12 protein-coding genes are annotated in these 17,001 nt (G+C 68.3%); 9 read left to right on the top strand and 3 right to left on the bottom strand.

Going from position 1 to position 17,001, the window contains the following annotated elements; translation table 11 throughout:
- The first annotated feature begins 677 nt into the window (after positions 1-677).
- The 9 genes from AT699_RS26675 to AT699_RS26635 all read left to right on the top strand — a co-directional run bounded on the left by AT699_RS26675 (position 678) and on the right by AT699_RS26635 (position 12,072).
- Positions 678-1,781 carry an MraY family glycosyltransferase gene (locus AT699_RS26675; RefSeq protein WP_006385888.1) on the top strand — a complete coding sequence of 368 codons (1,104 nt, stop codon included), beginning with the start codon at positions 678-680 and terminating at the stop codon, positions 1,779-1,781.
- A 97-nt stretch (positions 1,782-1,878) separates the two neighbouring features.
- On the top strand, positions 1,879-3,156 hold the full coding sequence (gene tviB, locus AT699_RS26670; protein WP_006385889.1) for a Vi polysaccharide biosynthesis UDP-N-acetylglucosamine C-6 dehydrogenase TviB: 1,278 nt from the start codon (positions 1,879-1,881) through the stop codon (positions 3,154-3,156).
- A 12-nt stretch (positions 3,157-3,168) separates the two neighbouring features.
- Positions 3,169-4,194 (top strand): SDR family oxidoreductase, encoded by a 1,026-nt coding sequence (locus AT699_RS26665; RefSeq protein WP_024070425.1) that lies wholly within the window; start codon positions 3,169-3,171, stop codon positions 4,192-4,194.
- Between the two features lies 1 nt (position 4,195).
- The gene (gene murJ / locus AT699_RS26660) at positions 4,196-5,545 is read left to right on the top strand and encodes a murein biosynthesis integral membrane protein MurJ (RefSeq protein ID WP_024070424.1); all 1,350 of its coding nucleotides are present in this window, start codon (positions 4,196-4,198) and stop codon (positions 5,543-5,545) included.
- The gene (locus tag AT699_RS26655) at positions 5,546-6,691 is read left to right on the top strand and encodes a glycosyltransferase family 4 protein (protein ID WP_024070423.1); all 1,146 of its coding nucleotides are present in this window, start codon (positions 5,546-5,548) and stop codon (positions 6,689-6,691) included.
- A 46-nt stretch (positions 6,692-6,737) separates the two neighbouring features.
- Positions 6,738-8,669: an asparagine synthase (glutamine-hydrolyzing) gene (asnB, locus tag AT699_RS26650; RefSeq protein WP_006385894.1), complete on the top strand. Its 1,932-nt coding sequence runs from the start codon at positions 6,738-6,740 to the stop codon at positions 8,667-8,669.
- Between the two features lie 3 nt (positions 8,670-8,672).
- The gene (locus AT699_RS26645; protein WP_006385895.1) at positions 8,673-9,788 is read left to right on the top strand and encodes a glycosyltransferase family 4 protein; all 1,116 of its coding nucleotides are present in this window, start codon (positions 8,673-8,675) and stop codon (positions 9,786-9,788) included.
- Positions 9,785-10,942: a glycosyltransferase family 4 protein gene (locus tag AT699_RS26640; RefSeq protein ID WP_024070421.1), complete on the top strand. Its 1,158-nt coding sequence runs from the start codon at positions 9,785-9,787 to the stop codon at positions 10,940-10,942. Before AT699_RS26645 ends, AT699_RS26640 begins: the two co-directional genes overlap by 4 nt.
- Complete coding sequence (locus tag AT699_RS26635; RefSeq protein WP_006385897.1) at positions 10,939-12,072, top strand: glycosyltransferase family 4 protein; 1,134 nt, start codon at positions 10,939-10,941, stop codon at positions 12,070-12,072. The genes AT699_RS26640 and AT699_RS26635 overlap by 4 nt, the downstream gene beginning before the upstream one ends.
- A gap of 7 nt (positions 12,073-12,079) precedes the next feature.
- Here AT699_RS26635 and AT699_RS26630 read toward each other — a convergent pair whose 3' ends face one another.
- The 3 genes from AT699_RS26630 to AT699_RS26620 all read right to left on the bottom strand — a co-directional run bounded on the left by AT699_RS26630 (position 12,080) and on the right by AT699_RS26620 (position 16,898).
- On the bottom strand, positions 12,080-13,756 hold the full coding sequence (locus tag AT699_RS26630) for a gamma-glutamyltransferase family protein (RefSeq protein ID WP_024070420.1): 1,677 nt from the start codon (positions 13,754-13,756) through the stop codon (positions 12,080-12,082).
- Positions 13,757-13,906: 150 nt separating this feature from the next.
- On the bottom strand, positions 13,907-15,466 hold the full coding sequence (gene pgi / locus AT699_RS26625) for a glucose-6-phosphate isomerase (protein ID WP_006385899.1): 1,560 nt from the start codon (positions 15,464-15,466) through the stop codon (positions 13,907-13,909).
- A 7-nt stretch (positions 15,467-15,473) separates the two neighbouring features.
- A complete protein-coding gene (locus AT699_RS26620) occupies positions 15,474-16,898 on the bottom strand; it encodes a phosphomannomutase/phosphoglucomutase (protein ID WP_054442659.1) in 1,425 nt (474 codons plus the stop codon).
- Positions 16,899-17,001: the final 103 nt, after the last annotated feature.

Raw genomic sequence — 17,001 nt, 5'->3', positions numbered from 1 at the left:
TTCCGCAAGGGGTTAACCCGTTCGGCAATAACCCTCCATTTTTGCAACGCATTGCCGGGTGCGGCTTTCCGGGGAGGAGGGCGGGACGTTGCGGCAAAAATGCAACGCAACATCGGACAACGCGGCGGCTCTAAAAAAATTCTTGCAACGCACAAAAAAAACCGATACTATGCATCTCATCGGATGTTGAAACGCAGTCGGCGCGGTGCAAACCCCGACAGCGCGGCGAGCGAAACGCTCCCAACATGCCACGGTTGTCTCCTCCACCCTCCTCCTTTGGTGGATTTAGCCCGAGATCTCACGATCTCGGGCTTTTTTTTGAGCGCATTTGAACTGTCCCTTTTTTGTTCGGGGCCTCGGCGAGTGATCCCGCCGGCGGGTGGCCGTAACCCGCGGAAATCGCTTCACCATCGTCTCCGTGTTTTCCCTTGGATATTTCGCGTGTGTCGAGGCGGAAAGCTCTACAATCGATTCATGAATTCGGTCTTTCCGCGCGTCTGCGGTCGCGTTACTGCCCGGCCCCGTCATAACGGGGTTTGGCTTGTGCACGGGTCCGGAGCGCGGACGTTACGTTCTGTCCCGGTGAATTGCACTTCCTTATCCCTCCCATATATGGGCGTTACACCTGCCATTGATAATGGCGGGCCTGTCTCGATAGACCAACCCGAGGTGACCCAGTGACCTGGCTGTACATTTGCGTGGTCGCGTTCATGGTGGGGGGACTCATCGTGGCGTCGGAGCGCTGGCATGGCGCCTTCACCGGCGACAGCGATCTGAACAAACCGCAAGCGAATCACTCTCGCGCCACGCCCCGCGTGGGCGGACTGGCCGTGCTGGCGGGCACGCTCATGGGCCTGTTGGTGCTCGGCCCCGACAACATGACCCTGACCTGGCTGTGGCCGGCCTTGTTCGTGTCGGCGTTGCCCGTATTCGTGGCGGGCCTGCTCGAAGACATCACCAAGGATATCGGCGCGAGCAAGCGCCTGCTGGCCGCCTTCGCGTCGGCCGCGATCGCCTGGTGGCTGCTGGGCGGCGTCAGCCGGGTCGGCATGGCGCCCGTGGACTACGTCCTGTCGTATTGGCCCGTTTCCCTGATTTTCACCATGTTCGCCGTGGGTGGCTGTACCCATGCCCTGAACATCGTCGACGGCATGAACGGCCTGGCCGGCATGATCGCCACGCTGATGGCGGTGTCCATCAGCCTGGTGGCGCTGCAAGTGGGCGATGTGCCGATCTTCATGGTCGCGGCGGCGCTGGCGTCGGCGACGCTCGGCTTCCTGGTGTGGAATTTCCCGTTCGGGCGCGTTTTCCTGGGCGACGGGGGCGCGTATTTCCTCGGTTTCATGCTGGCTGAACTGGCCGTGCTGCTGGTCGTGCGCAATCCGTCGGTGTCGCCGTTCTACGCGTTGGCGGTGTTGTTCTACCCCGTATTCGAAACCGGCTTTTCCATCTGGCGCCGCCGCTTCAAGCGCGGCGTGCCGGTGGACCAGCCGGACGCCCTGCACCTGCACCAACTGGTCTTTCGCCGCCTGGTGCGCGTCACCTTCAGCCGCGGCCGTCGCCACGCGGTGCCGGCGTTGTGCAACGCCCTGGCGTCGCCCTACATGTGGGTGCTGGCCCTGATCGGCCTGGTGCCGGCCACCATCTGGTGGGACAACGCCTGGGTGCTCAGCGCCAGCCTGGTGGTGTTCGCCAGCGTCTACATCTGGCTGTATGCGCGGCTGGTCTCCTGGCGCCGTCCGGGATGGCTGCTGCTGCCATCCGTGCTGCGGGCAGACTAAGTTTTGGGCGCCCCGGTGATCACCGCCGGGGGCTCGGTTATCCATCACCCCGACCATATTTAAAATGCCGTAATCGTCTTACGGCAAAGGGAGAGTTATGTTGCGTATTCAGGATGTGAAACTCGCAGTCGTCGGCCTGGGCTATGTCGGCCTGCCGCTGGCGGTGGAATTCGGCAAGAAGCGCTCGGTCATCGGCTTCGACATCAACACGCGCCGCATCGAGGCGCTGAAGGCCGGACACGATCACACGCTGGAAGTCAGCGACGCCGAACTGGCCGAAGCCAAGCAACTGACCTATACCGCCGACCGCGCCGAGCTGGGTCAGGCCAACGTCTTCATCGTCACCGTGCCGACGCCGATCGATGAATACAAGCAGCCCGACCTGACGCCGCTGGTCAAGGCCAGCGAGACCATCGGCGCGGTGCTCAAGCGCGGCGACATCGTCATCTACGAATCGACCGTCTACCCCGGCGCCACCGAGGAAGACTGCGTGCCCGTGCTGGAGCGCGTGTCGGGCCTGAAGTTCAACGTCGATTTCTATGCCGGCTACAGTCCCGAGCGTATCAACCCGGGCGACAAGGCTCACCGCGTCAGCACCATCAAGAAGGTCACCTCGGGTTCGACGCCGGAAGTGGCCGAACTGGTCGACCAGCTCTACAAGCAGATCATCACCGCCGGCACTCACAAGGCCTCCAGCATCCGCGTGGCCGAAGCGGCCAAGGTGATCGAGAACACCCAGCGCGACGTCAACATCGCCCTGATCAACGAACTGGCGCTGATCTTCAACAAGATGGGCATCGACACCGAAGCGGTGCTGCAGGCCGCCGGCACCAAGTGGAACTTCCTGCCGTTCCGCCCGGGCCTGGTGGGCGGGCACTGCATCGGCGTCGATCCGTACTACCTGACGCACAAGGCGCAGTCGATCGGCTACCACCCCGAGATCATCCTGGCGGGCCGCCGCCTGAACGACTCGATGGGCGGCTACGTGGTGTCGCAGCTGGTCAAGGCCATGACCAAGCGCCGCATCCACGTGCAGGGCGCGCGCGTGCTGGTGATGGGCCTGGCGTTCAAGGAAAACTGCCCCGACCTGCGCAACACCCGCATCGTCGACATCGTCAAGGAATTGGGCGACTACAACGTTGAAGTCGACGTATACGATCCCTGGGTCGACGCGGAAGAAGCCGTGCACGAATACGGCATCACGCCGGTCGCCAAACTCGAGGAAGGCAAGTACGACGCCGTGATCCTGGGCGTCGCGCACCATCAATTCGCAGACCTGGGTGCCGCCGGCATCCGCAAGCTGGGCAAGCCGGAACACATTCTTTATGACCTGAAGTACGTGTTGTCGCCCGCCGAATCCGATCTGCGCCTGTAAGGAGGACGTTGCATGACTACACGCTTCGAGACCGTCACCCAGGAACTGGCCGCCGCGCCGCGCAAATGGCTGGTGACCGGCTGCGCCGGCTTCATCGGCTCCAACCTGCTGGAAACGCTGCTGAAGTTGAACCAGACCGTCACCGGCCTGGACAACTTCGCCACCGGCCATCAGCACAACCTGGACGAAGTGAAGGCCTCCGTCACGCCCGAGCAGTGGGCGCGGCTGACCTTCATCGAGGGGGACATCCGTGACCTGGATGCCTGCCGCCGCGCGGTGCAGGGCGTGGACTTCGTGCTGCATCAGGCTGCCCTGGGTTCGGTGCCGCGTTCGCTCAAGGACCCGATCACCACCAACGAGGTGAACATCGGCGGCTTTCTGAATATGCTGGTGGCGGCGCGCGATGCCGGCGTGAAGTCATTCGTGTATGCGGCTTCCAGCTCGACCTACGGCGACCACCCGGCCTTGCCGAAGGTTGAGGAGAACATCGGCAAACCGCTCTCGCCATACGCCGTGACCAAGTTCGTCAATGAGTTGTACGCCGACGTGTTCGCGCGCTCCTACGGTTTCGAAACCGTGGGGTTGCGCTATTTCAACGTGTTCGGCAAGCGCCAGGATCCCAACGGCGCCTATGCGGCCGTGATCCCGAAGTGGACCGCCGCCATGATTCAGGGCGAGGACGTCACCATCAACGGCGATGGCGAGACCAGCCGCGATTTCTGCTTCGTCGACAACGCTGTGCAGGCCAACATCCTGGCCGCCATGGCGCCGGCCGAGGGCCGCAACCAGGTGTACAACGTGGCGGTCAGCGGCCGCAGCACCCTGAACCAGCTGTTCGAATTCCTCGTGAAGGCGCTGGGCAACCAGGGCGTGGCTTATGCCAAGAAGCCGGTCTACGCCGACTTCCGCGCCGGCGACGTGCGCCATTCGCAGGCGGACGTCAGCAAGGCCGGCCGCCTGCTGGGCTACCAGCCCACGCACACGGTGCTGCAGGGCCTGGAAGTGGCGATGCCCTGGTACACGCAATTCCTGCGTTGATTTGAAAGCACTTATCCGCAAACTCGGCAGCATCCACCCGGACCACCAGCGCATCTTCAAAGGCGCGTTCCGGGTGGCGGTGTTCCTGCTGCTGGGCAAGGCCGCCGGCGCCATCAAGGAGATGGCGGTGGCGTACCGCTACGGCGTCAGCGACGCCGTCGACGCCTACCAGTTCACGATGACCATGGCCACCTGGCTGCCGGTCACCATCGTGGGCGTGCTGTCGGTGGTGCTGATTCCGGTGCTGGTGCGGCTGCGCCGCGCCGAGGACGCCGAACGCGAGCAGTTCATCCGTGAGTTGCAGGGCTGGGTGGCGGCGGGGGGTGTTGCGCTGGCCGCGCTGACCTGGTTCGCCTGGCCCCACGTGCTTGGCGCGCTGGGGCAAGGCCTGTCGGCGCGCGTCGGCGAGATGACCGGCGAGCTGCTGCTGGCCTTCGCGCCGGTGGCGGCGTTGCTGCTCGTCGCCGGCATCAGCGCCGCGCGGCTGCGCTCGCACGAGCGTCACGTCAATACCTTGCTGGACAGCGTGCCGGCCGTGGCCACCTTGGCATGGGTGATGCTGGCGGCCAGCGCCGAGAGCGTCGGGCCGCTGCTGTGGGGCACGCTGGTCGGCTACGCGATCCAGACCGTTTGGCTGGCCTGGCTGGCGGCGCGCGCCGACGGCGGTTTCTGGGGCGCGCCCAGGCTGACCCTGCAATCGCCGCACTGGCCCGAACTGATGAGCGCCGCCGGCGTGATGCTGATCGGCCAGGTGGCCATGAGCTTCGTCGGCCCGCTGGACCAATACGCCGCCGCCAACCTGGGCGCCAATGCCAACGCCACGCTGGGCTACGCCAGCCGGCTGCTGTCGCTGTTGCTGGGCATCGGCGCGGTGTCGGTGGGCCGCGCGGCGCTGCCGGTGCTGGCCGACGTGCAGGCACGCGGCGACACGGCGCGCGCGCGCGGCATGGCGCTGAAATGGTCGGTGCTGATGGTGGCGGCGGGCGCCGCCGCGGTGGCGGTGGGCTGGGTGCTGGCGCCGTGGGGCGTATCGGTGTTGTTCCAGCGTGGCGCCTTCACCGCCGAGAACACCGAGGCCGTGGCGCACGTGCTGCGCTGGGGCCTGCTGCAGTTGCCGTTCTATTTCGGCGTTCTGATCCTGGTGCAACTGCTGGCCAGCCAGAACCGCTATCGCATCATGGCCGCCATCGCGGTCGGGAATTTTGCGCTGAAGGCGGCGCTCAACACCGTCCTGGCGCCCCGGATGGGGGCCGCCGGCATCATGCTGGCCACCAGCCTGATGTACGTGCTGTCCTATGCCTGCTACCTGGTGGTGGCCCTGCGCCGCGCCGAACCCAAAGAGGCCGACTGAATGCCCGCCGCTTCCGACTCCGGCCGCCCGTTGCGCGTGCTGCTGTTCATCCATTCGCTGCACGGCGGCGGCGCCGAACGGGTCGCCGCCGACCTGAGCGCGCATTGGGCCGGCATGGGGCGCGAGGTCATGGTGGTGACGCAGGCGAGCGCCGACGGCGATGTCTACACGCTGCACCCCAAGGTGCGGCGCGAGGTGCTGCATACCGCGGGCGAGGGCGGCGGGCTGCGCGGCATCTGGAGCAATGTGCAGCGGGTGCGCGCGCTGCGGCGCGTGATCAAGGCGTTCCGGCCCGATATCGTGCTGGGCATGATGACCACGGCGTCCGTGCTGTCGGTACTGGCGTCCACCGGCCTGGCGTGCCGCGTCATCGCCACGGAACATACCCATCCGCCGTCGCAGACTTTGTCGGGCTTCTGGCAGCGCCTGCGCCGCCTGACCTATCCCCGCGCCGCGCGCGTGGTGGCCCTGACCCGCGGCACCGCGCAATGGATCGAACAGCATGTGCCGGGATCGCGGCTGGCGGTGATCCCCAACCCGGTGCATTGGCCGTTGCCCAAGGGCGAACCCGTGCTGGCGCCGGCTTCGAACGATGGCCGCCGGCGCCTGCTGGCGGTGGGGCGGCTGCACGCGGACAAGGGCTTCGACCTGCTGCTGCAGGCATATGCCCGGCTGGCCCCGTCGCATCCGGACTGGGATCTGGTTATCCTGGGCGAGGGCGGCGAACGCCGCGCGCTGCAAGCGCAGGTGCGAGAGGCCGGCCTGCAGGACCGGGTCAGCCTGCCGGGGCGCGCGGGCAACGTGGGCGATTGGTACCAGAGCGCCGACCTGTACGTGCTGACGTCGCGCTTCGAGGGGCTGTCCAATACGCTGCTGGAATCGATGGCCAGCGGGCTGGCCGCGGTGGCATTCGATTGCGATACCGGGCCGCGCGAAATCGTGCGCGAAGGGGTGGACGGCGTGCTGGTGCGGCCCAACGGCGATGTCGACGCGCTGTGCCGCGAGCTGGGTGCGGTGATGGGCGACGAGGCCGTCCGCCTGCGCATGGCCGAGGCGGCCACGGCGGTGCGCGAGCGCTTTTCCGCCGAGCGGGTGCTGGGCCTATGGGAAGAACTTTTTGACGGTGTGCGCGGATCGGGCCGCTAGGCCGCGCGCCACACCGTTGCTGCGGTGACCACGAGAACCTGAAATCATGTGTGGAATTGTCGGAATTTGGGGCCCCCTGGGCGATAAGGCGCAAGTGCTGGCGGAAAGCTGCCGCCGCATCCGCCACCGCGGGCCGGACAGCAATGGCTTCTGGGAAGACACCGGCGCCGAACTGGCGCTGGCGCACGTGCGCCTGGCGATCCAGGACCTGACCGAGGCCGGCCACCAGCCGATGGTGTCGGCCTGCGGCCGCTACGTCATGGTGTTCAACGGCGAGATCTACAACCACATGGACATGCGCCAGCAGCTCGAGGCATCGGGCCTGGCGCCGTCCTGGCGCGGCCATTCCGATACCGAGACGCTGCTGGCCGGCTTCACCGCGCTGGGCATCGAAGCCACGCTGCAAGCGGCGGTCGGCATGTTCGCCATCGCCCTGTGGGACCGCGCCTCGCGCAAACTGGTGCTGGCGCGCGACCGCATGGGCGAAAAACCGCTGTACTACGGTTATTCCGGCGCCGAGCTGGTGTTCGCCTCGGAACTCAAGGGGCTGACGCCGATTCCCGGATTCGGTCGCAACCTGAACCGCAACGCGTTGGCGTCGTTCATGCGGCACAACTACATTCCGGCGCCGCAATCCATCTACGAAGGCATCGCCAAGCTGCCCCCGGGCACCTGGATCGAGTTCACCGCCGATGACACCCGCAGCCGCCGCATGCCCGAGCCCCGCGTGTACTGGTCGGCGCGGGAAGCGGCCGATACCGCGGCGCAATCGTTGCTGTCGTTCGACTCGGACGCGCAGGCGACCGATGCGCTGGAAGGCGTGCTGTCCAAGGCCGTGGGCGGCCAGATGCTGTCGGACGTGGCCCTGGGCGCCTTCCTGTCGGGCGGCATCGATTCGTCCACCATCGTCTCGCTGATGCAGGCCCAGAGTTCGCAACCGGTGCGCACCTTCGCCATCGGCTTCCATGAAAAGGGCTACGACGAGGCGCAACACGCCAAGGCGGTTGCGACGCACCTGGGCACCGACCATACCGAGCTTTACGTCACCGCGGAAGATGCGCTGGCGGTCGTGCCCGGCCTGGCCGACATGTACGACGAGCCGTTCGCCGATTCATCGCAGATCCCGACCTCGCTGGTGACGCGCATGGCGCGCCAGCATGTCACGGTGGCCTTGTCCGGCGACGGCGGCGATGAGCTCTTCGGCGGCTATTCGCGCTATTTCCGCGTCAACAACTGGTGGCAGAAGTGCGAACGCATTCCGTCGCTGCTGCGTACGCCGGCCGGCGCGCTGCTCAGCGCCTCGACCCATCTGCCGGGACGCGGCGCCTGGCGCGGCAAGGTCGGCAAGCTGGGCGAGCTGCTGCGCGCCGACTCGCGCGGCGATTTCTACCGCCTGTTCGTGTCGTACTGGTCGGATCCGGCCCGGGTGGTCAAGGGCGGCGTGGAGCCGGTGTCCGAATTCGCGCGGGCGATGCGCGGGTCCACCTTCGAGTCCATGATGAAGCTCGATACCGTGACCTACCTGCCGGACGACATCCTGGTCAAGGTCGATCGCGCCGCCATGGCGGTGAGCCTGGAAACCCGCGTGCCGTTGATCGATCACCGCGTCTATGAATTCGCCTGGAGCCTGCCGCACCACTACAAGGTGCGCGGCGCCACCGGCAAGTGGCTGTTGCGGCAGGTGCTGTACCGCCATGTGCCGCAGGCGCTGGTGGACCGGCCCAAGCGCGGCTTTGCGGTGCCGCTGGCGGCCTGGCTGCGCGGACCGCTGCGCGACTGGGCCGAAGCGCTGCTGGACCCGGCACGCCTGCGCCAGGAAGGCTGGTTCGAGCCCGAGCCCATCCTGCGCAAGTGGCGCGAGCACGTGTCCGGACATCGCAATTGGGACAGCCACCTGTGGGGGGTGCTGATGATGCAGGCCTGGCTGGACCGCTATCGCGCGGGCGCTGAACAGGGAGGAACGGTTGGGAGTCGCTGACGAATGAAGATACTGATGCTGGTCAGTTCCATGCATGCCGGGGGCGCCGAGCGCGTGGCCGCCACGCTGGTCAACGCGTGGGCCGAACGCGGTGACGACGTCACCCTGACGCCGACCTATTCGTCCAAGGGCACCTGCTTCTACCCGCTGTCGGACAAGGTCAAATTGGACTGGCTGGCGGACCTGGCGGGCACGCGCGTGTCGGGGCCGATGGCCGCGTTCAAGCGCCTGCTGGCCCTGCGCAGGCATATCCGCGATACCGCGCCCGACGTGGTGGTGTCGTTCCTGACCAACGTCAACGTGGCCGCCATTCTGGCCACCCGCGGCCTGCGCGCCCCTTTGATCGTCTGCGAGCGCACCAACCCGGTGGCCGAGACCACCACGGGCACGGTCTGGCGCAGGCTGCGCCGCCTGCTGTATCCACGCGCCGACATGGTCACGGTGCAGGCGGCCGATACGGCCGGCCCGTTCTCGCGGCAGGTGCCGGGCATCAAGCGCCTGGCGGTGATTCCCAATCCGCTGCCCGCGCCGTTGCTGGATGCGCCGCGGGTCGTCCAGCGTGAAGACGCCGGGCCGCGCACCTTGCTGGCGATGGGACGGCTGGTGACGGACAAGCAGTTCGATCTGTTGATCGACGTGTTCGCGCAGCTGGCGCCCGAGTTCCCGGATTGGAACCTGCGTATCTGGGGCGAAGGCCCCGAGCGCGGCGCGCTGGAACGCCAGGTCGAGCGCCTGGGGCTGCGCGAGCGGGTCAGCCTGCCGGGCCGCACCGAAGCGCCCTGGGAAGAACTGGCTCAGGGCCAGGCCTTCGTGCTCAGTTCGCTGGTGGAAGGTTTTCCCAATGTGCTCCTGGAAGCGATGGCGCTGGGCCTGCCCTGCGCCGCCTTCGACTGCCCCAGCGGTCCGCGCGAGATGACGCGCGATGGCCAGGACGCCCTGCTGGTGCCGGCCGGCAATCGCGATGCCTTGCGCGAGGCGCTGCGCCGCCTGCTGGGCGACGCGGGATTGCGCCGGCAGCTGGGCGAGCGCGGCGCCGACGCAGTGCGCCAGCGCTATGCGCTGGCCAGCGTGCTGGCCGAATGGGACCAGTTGTTCGAGGCCGTGAGGGAAGGGCGATGAGCGCCGCCGCATTGCGCGTCGTGCACGTGATCACCGGCCTGGGCCAGGGCGGCGCCGAATCCGTGCTGTGGCGGCTGGCCACCTTCCCCGGACAGGACGTCGAGCACATCGTGGTGTCGCTGACCGACGACGGCCTCTATGGCGAGCGGCTGCGGGCCGCCGGCATCACCGTGCATACGCTCGGCATGCCGCGCGGCCGCATCACGCTGCGGGGCTTCATGGGCCTGCGTCGCCTGATCGCCGGCGCCAGGCCTTGCGCGGTGCAGACCTGGATGTACCACGCCGACCTGATCGGCGGCCTGGCGGCCCGCCTGGCGGGCGTGCGCGCCGTCGCCTGGGGCATTCGCAATTCCGGCGCCCACCTCGAGCGCAGCAGCCGCTCCGCCCGCATGGTGCTGCGCGCCTGCGCGCTGCTGTCGGGCGTGCTGCCCGGCGCGATCGTGTGCGCGGCGCAGGACGCGGCGGAGCGCCATGCCGCAAAGGGCTATCGCCGCGACCGCATGGTGGTGATCCCGAACGGCTACGACTTGTCGCGCTATGCGCCCGACGCGGCCGCGCGCGCGCGCGTGCGCGCCCAATGGGGCCTGGACGGCGATGTGCCGGTGATCGGCTGCGTGGCGCGCTGGGATCCCTTGAAGGACCACGGCAATCTGTTGCGCGCCGTGGCCGCGCTGGTGCGCGATGGACGCGACGCGGGGCTGCGCTGCGTGCTGGTGGGGCGCGGCATGACGGCCGACAATCCGGAGCTGATGGCGCTGGTCGACAAGCTCGGCCTGCGGGAACGCCTGGTGCTGGCCGGCCCCAGCGATGAGGTGCCCGCCGTGATGAATGGCCTGGACCTGCACGTGCTGTCGAGCTGCGCCGAAGGATTTCCCAACGTCGTGGCCGAGGCCATGGCTTGCGGCGTCTATTGCGTGGCGACCGACGTGGGCGACGCCGCCTATATCATCGGAGACACCGGTGTGGTGGTGCCCCCCGAACAGCCCGAGGCATTGGCGCGCGGCATCGAGACCGCGCTGCGCGACGTGGCGTCGCGCGGCCAGGGCCGCGCCGGCGAGGCGGGCCGCGCCCGGGTGCTGGAGAACTTCGACCTGGGACGCATGGTGCAAAGCTATACCGCGGTGTGGCGCCGCCTTTCCGGAGGCCCGGCATGAGCGCGGCCCGTCGTTTGCTGTTCGTGGTCAACAACCCGGCGTTCTTCATGTCGCACCGGGTACCCGTGGCGCTGGCCGCGCAGCGCGCTGGATACGACGTGCACGTGGCGACGATGGATGGCCCCGCGGTCGCCGACATCGAGGCGCTGGGCATGACCCATCATGCCATTCCGATGACGCGCAGCGGCAAGCATCCGTTGCAGGAACTGGGCACTTTGCTGGCGCTGCTGCGACTGTTCCGGCGCTTGCGGCCACAGGTAGTGCACCTGGTGACCATCAAGCCGGTGCTGTATGGCGGCATCGCCGCGCGGCTGGCGCGTGTGCCGGGCATGGTGGCCGCGATTTCCGGGCTGGGCTTCGTGTTCCTGTCGAACTCGTTGAAGATGCGCCTGGTGCGCGCCGTGGTGGCGCGGTTGTACCGCCTGGCGCTGGGCCATCGCAATAGTCGGGTGATCTTCCAGAATGGCGCTGACCGCGATCTGCTCAAGTCATTGGGCGCGGTGCGCGATGAGCAGGTGGTGCTCATCCGCGGGGCCGGCGTCGATCTGGACTTGTGCCGGGCGCTGCCCGAACCGCCGGCGCCGCCGGTGGTGGTGACGATGGTGGCGCGCTTGTTGCGCGACAAGGGCGTGCAGGAATTCGTGCAGGCCGCGCGCCTGTTGCGCGAGCGTGGCGTGCCCGTGACGATGCGGCTGGTGGGCGGCGTGGATGCCGGCAATCCGGCTTCCGCCACGCCGGCCGAGGTCGAAGCCTGGCAGCGCGAAGGATGCGTCCAGGCGCTGGGCGAACGCGCCGACGTGCCGCAACTGTACGCGGACTCGCATATCGCGGTGCTGCCTTCCTATCGCGAAGGGTTGCCCAAATCGCTGATCGAAGCGGCTGCCTGCGGCCGGGCCGTGGTCACGACCGACGTGCCGGGCTGCCGCGATGCCATTGACCCGGGCAAGACCGGGTTGCTGGTGCCGGTGCGCGACCCGCAGGCGCTGGCCGACGCCATCGCGCGGTTGGCGGGCGATGCGACGCAGCGCCAGGCCATGGGGGCGGCGGGCAGGGCGCTGGCCGAACGCGAATTCAATATCGAGCGCGTGGCCCGTATCCACGTGGACCTGTATGACACGCTGAGCGCCTGAGTCCGGCTCAATGGCCCAAGGCCGCGCCGTCGCGGCGCGGATCGGCGGCGCCATCGAGGCCTTGCGGCGTCACGCGTATCGCGGCGGCGCCGCTTTTCATGTCGACCTGCTCGAGCTTGTGGCCGCGGGCGGCCAATCGCGCGATGGTATCGGTCGCCACTCGGCCCTTTTCCACCTGGCTGCGGCCGCTGTTGCCGGCGACGTGCGGCAGCGCCAGCGCGTCGGCGGGGCGCAGCCCCCAGGCCAGGATGCCGACCACGGCCTGGGCGATGTAGTCGACGATATAGCCGCCGCCGGCCGATCCGGTCACCAGCGCCAGCCTGCCATCGCTATCGAACACCATGGTGGGCGCCATCGACGTCACTGGCCGCTTGTTCGGCGCCATGGCGTTGGGCGCGCCCTTGCCGTGGGCCGACGAGAAATTGGTCAGGGCGTTGTTCAGGAAGAAACCGTGCGGCATCAGCCATGAGCCGAAGTTCAGGTTGATGGTGGTGGTCATCGACAACGCATTGCCGCGCGCGTCGACGATAGCGACCTGGCTGGTTTCGGTGGTGCCCGGCGCGTCGGCGCCGGCCGGCGCCGGCACGCCGGCGAACACCCCCGGGCGCGGGCCCGTGACCGCCTTGCCGGATAGCAGGGCGGCGCGTTCGCGCACGTAGCCGGGCGCGATCAGCTGGCGCACCGGCGCCTTGACCTGTGCCGGGTCGCCGATATAGGCCAGGCGGTCGGCGCGGGCGATGCGCGCGGTATCGATCAACAGGTGGTCGGCGGCGGCGGAGCCGGGAGCCAGTGTGTCGATGCGGTGGGCGGCCAGCATGCCCAGTTGCTGCAGCACCGATACACCGCCGAAGCTGGGGGGCGGAAAGGTGCAGACCTTCCAGGACAGGAAGGGGCCGCAGATCGGCGTGCGTTCGACCGGGCGGTAGGCCGCCAGGTCGGCGGCCTGGATCAGGCTGGGATACTTGCCCGCGCCGATGGCGGCCAGGACATCGGCGGTGAGCACGCCATGGTTGATTGCATCCGGATCGGCGGCGACCTTGCGCAGCGCGTCCGCCAGCAGTGGATTGCGGACCGTTGCGCCGACCGGCAGCACCTGCCCGCGGGCGTCATAGAACACATTGCGGATCGCGGGGTTCTCGGCCAGTTGCGGCAGCCGTTGCAGGCTGTCGTGCAGGTAGGGCGACATCGGAAAGCCGTCTTCGGCGCTGCGGATGCCAGCCTGGAACAGGCTGGCCCACGGCAGTTTTCCGTGGCGCTGGTGCGCCAGCGCCATGACGCGAACGGTGCCGGGTACGCCGACCGGGCGGCCCAGGCGCGCCACGTCCTTGAGCGGCAGGGTGGCGCCGTCGACGTCGGTGCGCAGGCTGGCGGTGGTGCGCGCCGGCGCCGCGGCCAGCCCGTCCAGGGCGGACAAGGTGCCACCGTCCTGGTCCCACACCAGCATCAGCGTGCCGCCGCCCAATCCGGACGATTGCGGCTCGACCACGGTCAATACCATCTGTACCGCGATGGCTGCGTCCACCACGCTGCCGCCGCGCTTGAGGGCGTCGAGTCCGGCGGCGGCCGCCAGGGGGTTGGCCGCGGCCACCATGCCAGTGGCGATGGTCTCGGCCTGTGCGCCGGCCGCGCCGCACAAGGCGAGGGCGGCCAGGAATCGTGCGGTGCGGCGGACAGGCATGCGCATGGGACGCTCCGGGTAGGACGACGGGCCATTATTCGCCCGTCGCCGCATCCTGTCCAGAGCGGCCCTGGCGGGACCGTGCCCGGCGGTTTTCGTCGACTCGCCAACGGCACACCCGGGCACATCGGCGGCACCCCCGGCGTGCCGATGGCGTCAGGAACGCCGGGCGATCGTGTCGATCCAGAAGCGGGTGGACGGATCCTGCGGCGCCACCTGCTGCGCCGGCGCGTCCAGTTCGCGGATGATGTTCTTGGCCAGGGCCTTGCCGAACTCGACGCCCCATTGGTCGAACGGATTGATGCCCCAGATGACGCCCTGCGTGAATACCTTGTGCTCGTACAGCGCCAGCAGGGCGCCCAGGGTGTAGGCCTCGAGGTGCGGCAGCACGATCAGCGAGGATGGCCGTCCGCCGGGGTGCACCTTGTGCTGCGCCAGGAGCCGCGCGCGAGCCGGATCGGCTTCGGTGCGGGAAGTTTCGGCCAGCGCTTCGTCGAACGACTTGCCGCGCAACAGCGCCGCGCGCTGCGCCAGGCAATTGGCGATCAACAGTTCGTGGTGGCGCGCATAGGCGTGGTCGGGCTGCTCGCACAGGATGAAATCGACGGGCGCGCCGGCGGTGTCCTGGTGCAGCCACTGGAAGAAAGTGTGCTGGCAATCGGTGCCCGACATGCCCCAGACGGCGGGGCCGGTCGGCACGCCCGCCGGGCTGCCGTCGGCGGTCGCGACCTTGCCGAGCGATTCCATTTCGAGTTGCTGGGCCCAGGGCACGATGTGGTAAAGCCGCGAATCGTAGGGCGAGATGACCAGCGAGTCGAAGCCCAGCACGCTGCGGTTGACGACGCCGGCCAAGGCCAGTTGCAGCGGGGCGTTTTCGGCCAGCGGGGCGTGGCGGAAGTGTTCGTCCATGGCGGCGGCGCCGGCCAGCAACTGGTCGAAGGTATCGTTGCCCATCGCCAGCGCGACCGGCAGGCCGATGGCGGACCACAGCGAATAGCGGCCGCCGACCCAGTCCCAGATCTGGAAAATATGGTCGGGCGAGATGCCCAGATTGAGTGCGGCCTCGACGTTGGCGGTGATCGCCACCACTTGCTTGATCGGATCGGCCACGCCGGCGTCGCGCAGCCAGTTCATGGCGACTTCGGCATTGGCCAGCGGCTCGGTGGTGGTGAAGGACTTGGAGGCGACGATGACCAGCGTGTCGTGGGGATCCAGCCGGCTCATGGCGTCGGCGACCGAATGGGAGTCGACGTTCGAGGCGAAGCGCACCTCGCGACGCGCCCCGCCGTAGCGCAGTGCGCGGGTGATCAAGCGGGGCCCCCAGTCGCTACCGCCGATACCCAGGTGCAGGATGCAGCTGTAGCGGTTGGCGGCATCGGCATCGCGCACGAATTGGCGCACGCGCTCGCGTTCGGCCAATACGGCGGCCGCAACCATGGCCGGCGGCTGCGGCGCGCGCAGGGCGGTGTGCCAGGCCGGGCGTTGTTCAGTCCAGTTGGCGTCGCCGCCATCGAACAGCCGCGCGCGCGCGGCATCGAACCCCTGTTGTGCCAGCAAGGCGGCCGCCGCTTCTTGCAGCGCGGGGGAATACGCCTGCGCGCTCAAGTCCAGGCGCAACCCGGGGGCGTTGATCAGGCGCAGTTGCTCGCCGCGCAGGTCGGCGGATTTGGCCGCGGCGGCGAAGCGCCGCCAGGCTGGACTATTGGGCAAAGACATCGGCGATCTAGAAGGGCAGGGTGGCGTCGGGCGCCAGTTTAGCCAGTTCCCGCCGGAAATCGCCCTGGATGCGGGCCAATGCCTCGGCGGTCTGCGCTTCGAAGCGCAGCACCACGACTGGCGTGGTGTTGGACGGCCGCGCCAGGCCGAAGCCGTCGGGATACTCGGCGCGCACGCCGTCGATGGTGACCACGCGCGTGGCGCCGGGAAACTGGCCCTGCTCCTGCAGCGCCTGCACCAGCGTGAAGGGCTGGCCTTCCTCCATTTCAAGCTTCAACTCGGGCGTGGACACGTCCTGCGGCAGGGCCTCCAAGGGCGCGCCGGCATCGCTGAAGCGCGATACGATTTCCAGCAGGCGGGCGCCGGTGTACAGGCCGTCGTCAAAGCCGTACCAGCGCTCCTTGAAGAAGATGTGGCCGCTCATCTCGCCGGCCAGCGGCGCGCCGGTTTCGGCCAGCTTGGCCTTGACCAGCGAGTGGCCGGTCTTCCACATCAGCGGCTCGCCGCCCGCGGCTTCGACCGACAGGCCGACGTGGCGGCTGCACTTGACGTCGTAGATGATGGTGGCGCCGGGGTTGCGCTCGAGCACATCGCGGGCGAACAGCACCAGCTGGCGGTCGGGCCAGATGATCTGGCCGGATTTGGTCACCACGCCGAGGCGGTCGCCATCGCCGTCGAAGGCCAGGCCCAGTTCGCAGTCGGTGGTGGCCAGGCAGCGGATCAGGTCCTGCAGGTTCTTGGGCTCGGCCGGATCGGGATGGTGGTTGGGAAAGGTGCCGTCGACCTCGCAGAACAGCTCCGTGACCTCGCAACCCAGGGCGCGGAACAATTGCGGCGCGATCGCACCCGCCACGCCGTTGCCGCAGTCGACCGCGATCTTCATGGGGCGGGCCAGTTTCACCCCGGATGCGATCCGCGCGATATAGGCCGCCACCAGGTCCAGTTCGCGCCGCACCCCGGGGCGCGGCGCGGGCGCGTCGGTGCCGCCGTTCATGCGGCGCGCCAGGGCCTGCACGTCTTCGCCATACAGCGCGCGTCCGCCCATCATCATCTTGAAGCCGTTGTACTTGGGCGGATTGTGGCTGCCCGTGATGGCGACGCCGGAGCCGGTCTGCAGCGTGTGCGCGGCGAAATACACAAGGGGCGTGGGAACCTGTCCGATATCGACTGTGTCGACGCCGCCTTCCAGCATGCCTTCCTGCAGTGCCTGCGACAGCATGTCGCTGCTGAGACGGCCATCACGGCCCACCACCAGTGTCTGCACGCCCTGTTCGCGCGCGGTCGCGGCCAGCGCCGCGCCCAGGGCTCGCGCAAAGCGGGCGTCGATCAGGTCGGGGACGGTGCCGCGGATGTCATAGGCCTTGAAGACGGCGGCGGGGAATTGCGAGTTGTCGGCCACGACGGCTCCTTGGGTGACGGGTTGCGCTGGCATGCCCCGGCGGCGGACGAGCCGGCCAAAATGGGGCGCAAAATGGGATTATCCCCTATCGGCGCCGGATGCATCATCCCGCCAGTGGCGTAGGGCGTCCAGGGGC

The sequence above is a fragment of the Achromobacter xylosoxidans genome, from assembly GCF_001457475.1.
Lineage (GTDB): Bacteria > Pseudomonadota > Gammaproteobacteria > Burkholderiales > Burkholderiaceae_B > Achromobacter > Achromobacter xylosoxidans.
The sequence above is the reverse complement of the archived record's forward strand: the minus strand, read 5'-3'. Positions and strand labels throughout refer to the sequence as shown.

What these genes read in the sequence shown, in the direction of transcription:
- tviB (WP_006385889.1), top strand. Translation starts at nt 1,879, where the DNA reads ATGTTGCGTATTCAGGATGTGAAACTCGCAGTCGTCGGCCTGGGCTAT.
- AT699_RS26665 (WP_024070425.1), top strand. Translation starts at nt 3,169, where the DNA reads ATGACTACACGCTTCGAGACCGTCACCCAGGAACTGGCCGCCGCGCCG.
- AT699_RS26655 (WP_024070423.1), top strand. Translation starts at nt 5,546, where the DNA reads ATGCCCGCCGCTTCCGACTCCGGCCGCCCGTTGCGCGTGCTGCTGTTC.
- asnB (WP_006385894.1), top strand. Translation starts at nt 6,738, where the DNA reads ATGTGTGGAATTGTCGGAATTTGGGGCCCCCTGGGCGATAAGGCGCAA.
- AT699_RS26645 (WP_006385895.1), top strand. Translation starts at nt 8,673, where the DNA reads ATGAAGATACTGATGCTGGTCAGTTCCATGCATGCCGGGGGCGCCGAG.
- AT699_RS26640 (WP_024070421.1), top strand. Translation starts at nt 9,785, where the DNA reads ATGAGCGCCGCCGCATTGCGCGTCGTGCACGTGATCACCGGCCTGGGC.
- AT699_RS26635 (WP_006385897.1), top strand. Translation starts at nt 10,939, where the DNA reads ATGAGCGCGGCCCGTCGTTTGCTGTTCGTGGTCAACAACCCGGCGTTC.
- AT699_RS26630 (WP_024070420.1), bottom strand. Translation starts at nt 13,756, where the DNA reads ATGCGCATGCCTGTCCGCCGCACCGCACGATTCCTGGCCGCCCTCGCC.
- pgi (WP_006385899.1), bottom strand. Translation starts at nt 15,466, where the DNA reads ATGTCTTTGCCCAATAGTCCAGCCTGGCGGCGCTTCGCCGCCGCGGCC.
- AT699_RS26620 (WP_054442659.1), bottom strand. Translation starts at nt 16,898, where the DNA reads ATGCCAGCGCAACCCGTCACCCAAGGAGCCGTCGTGGCCGACAACTCG.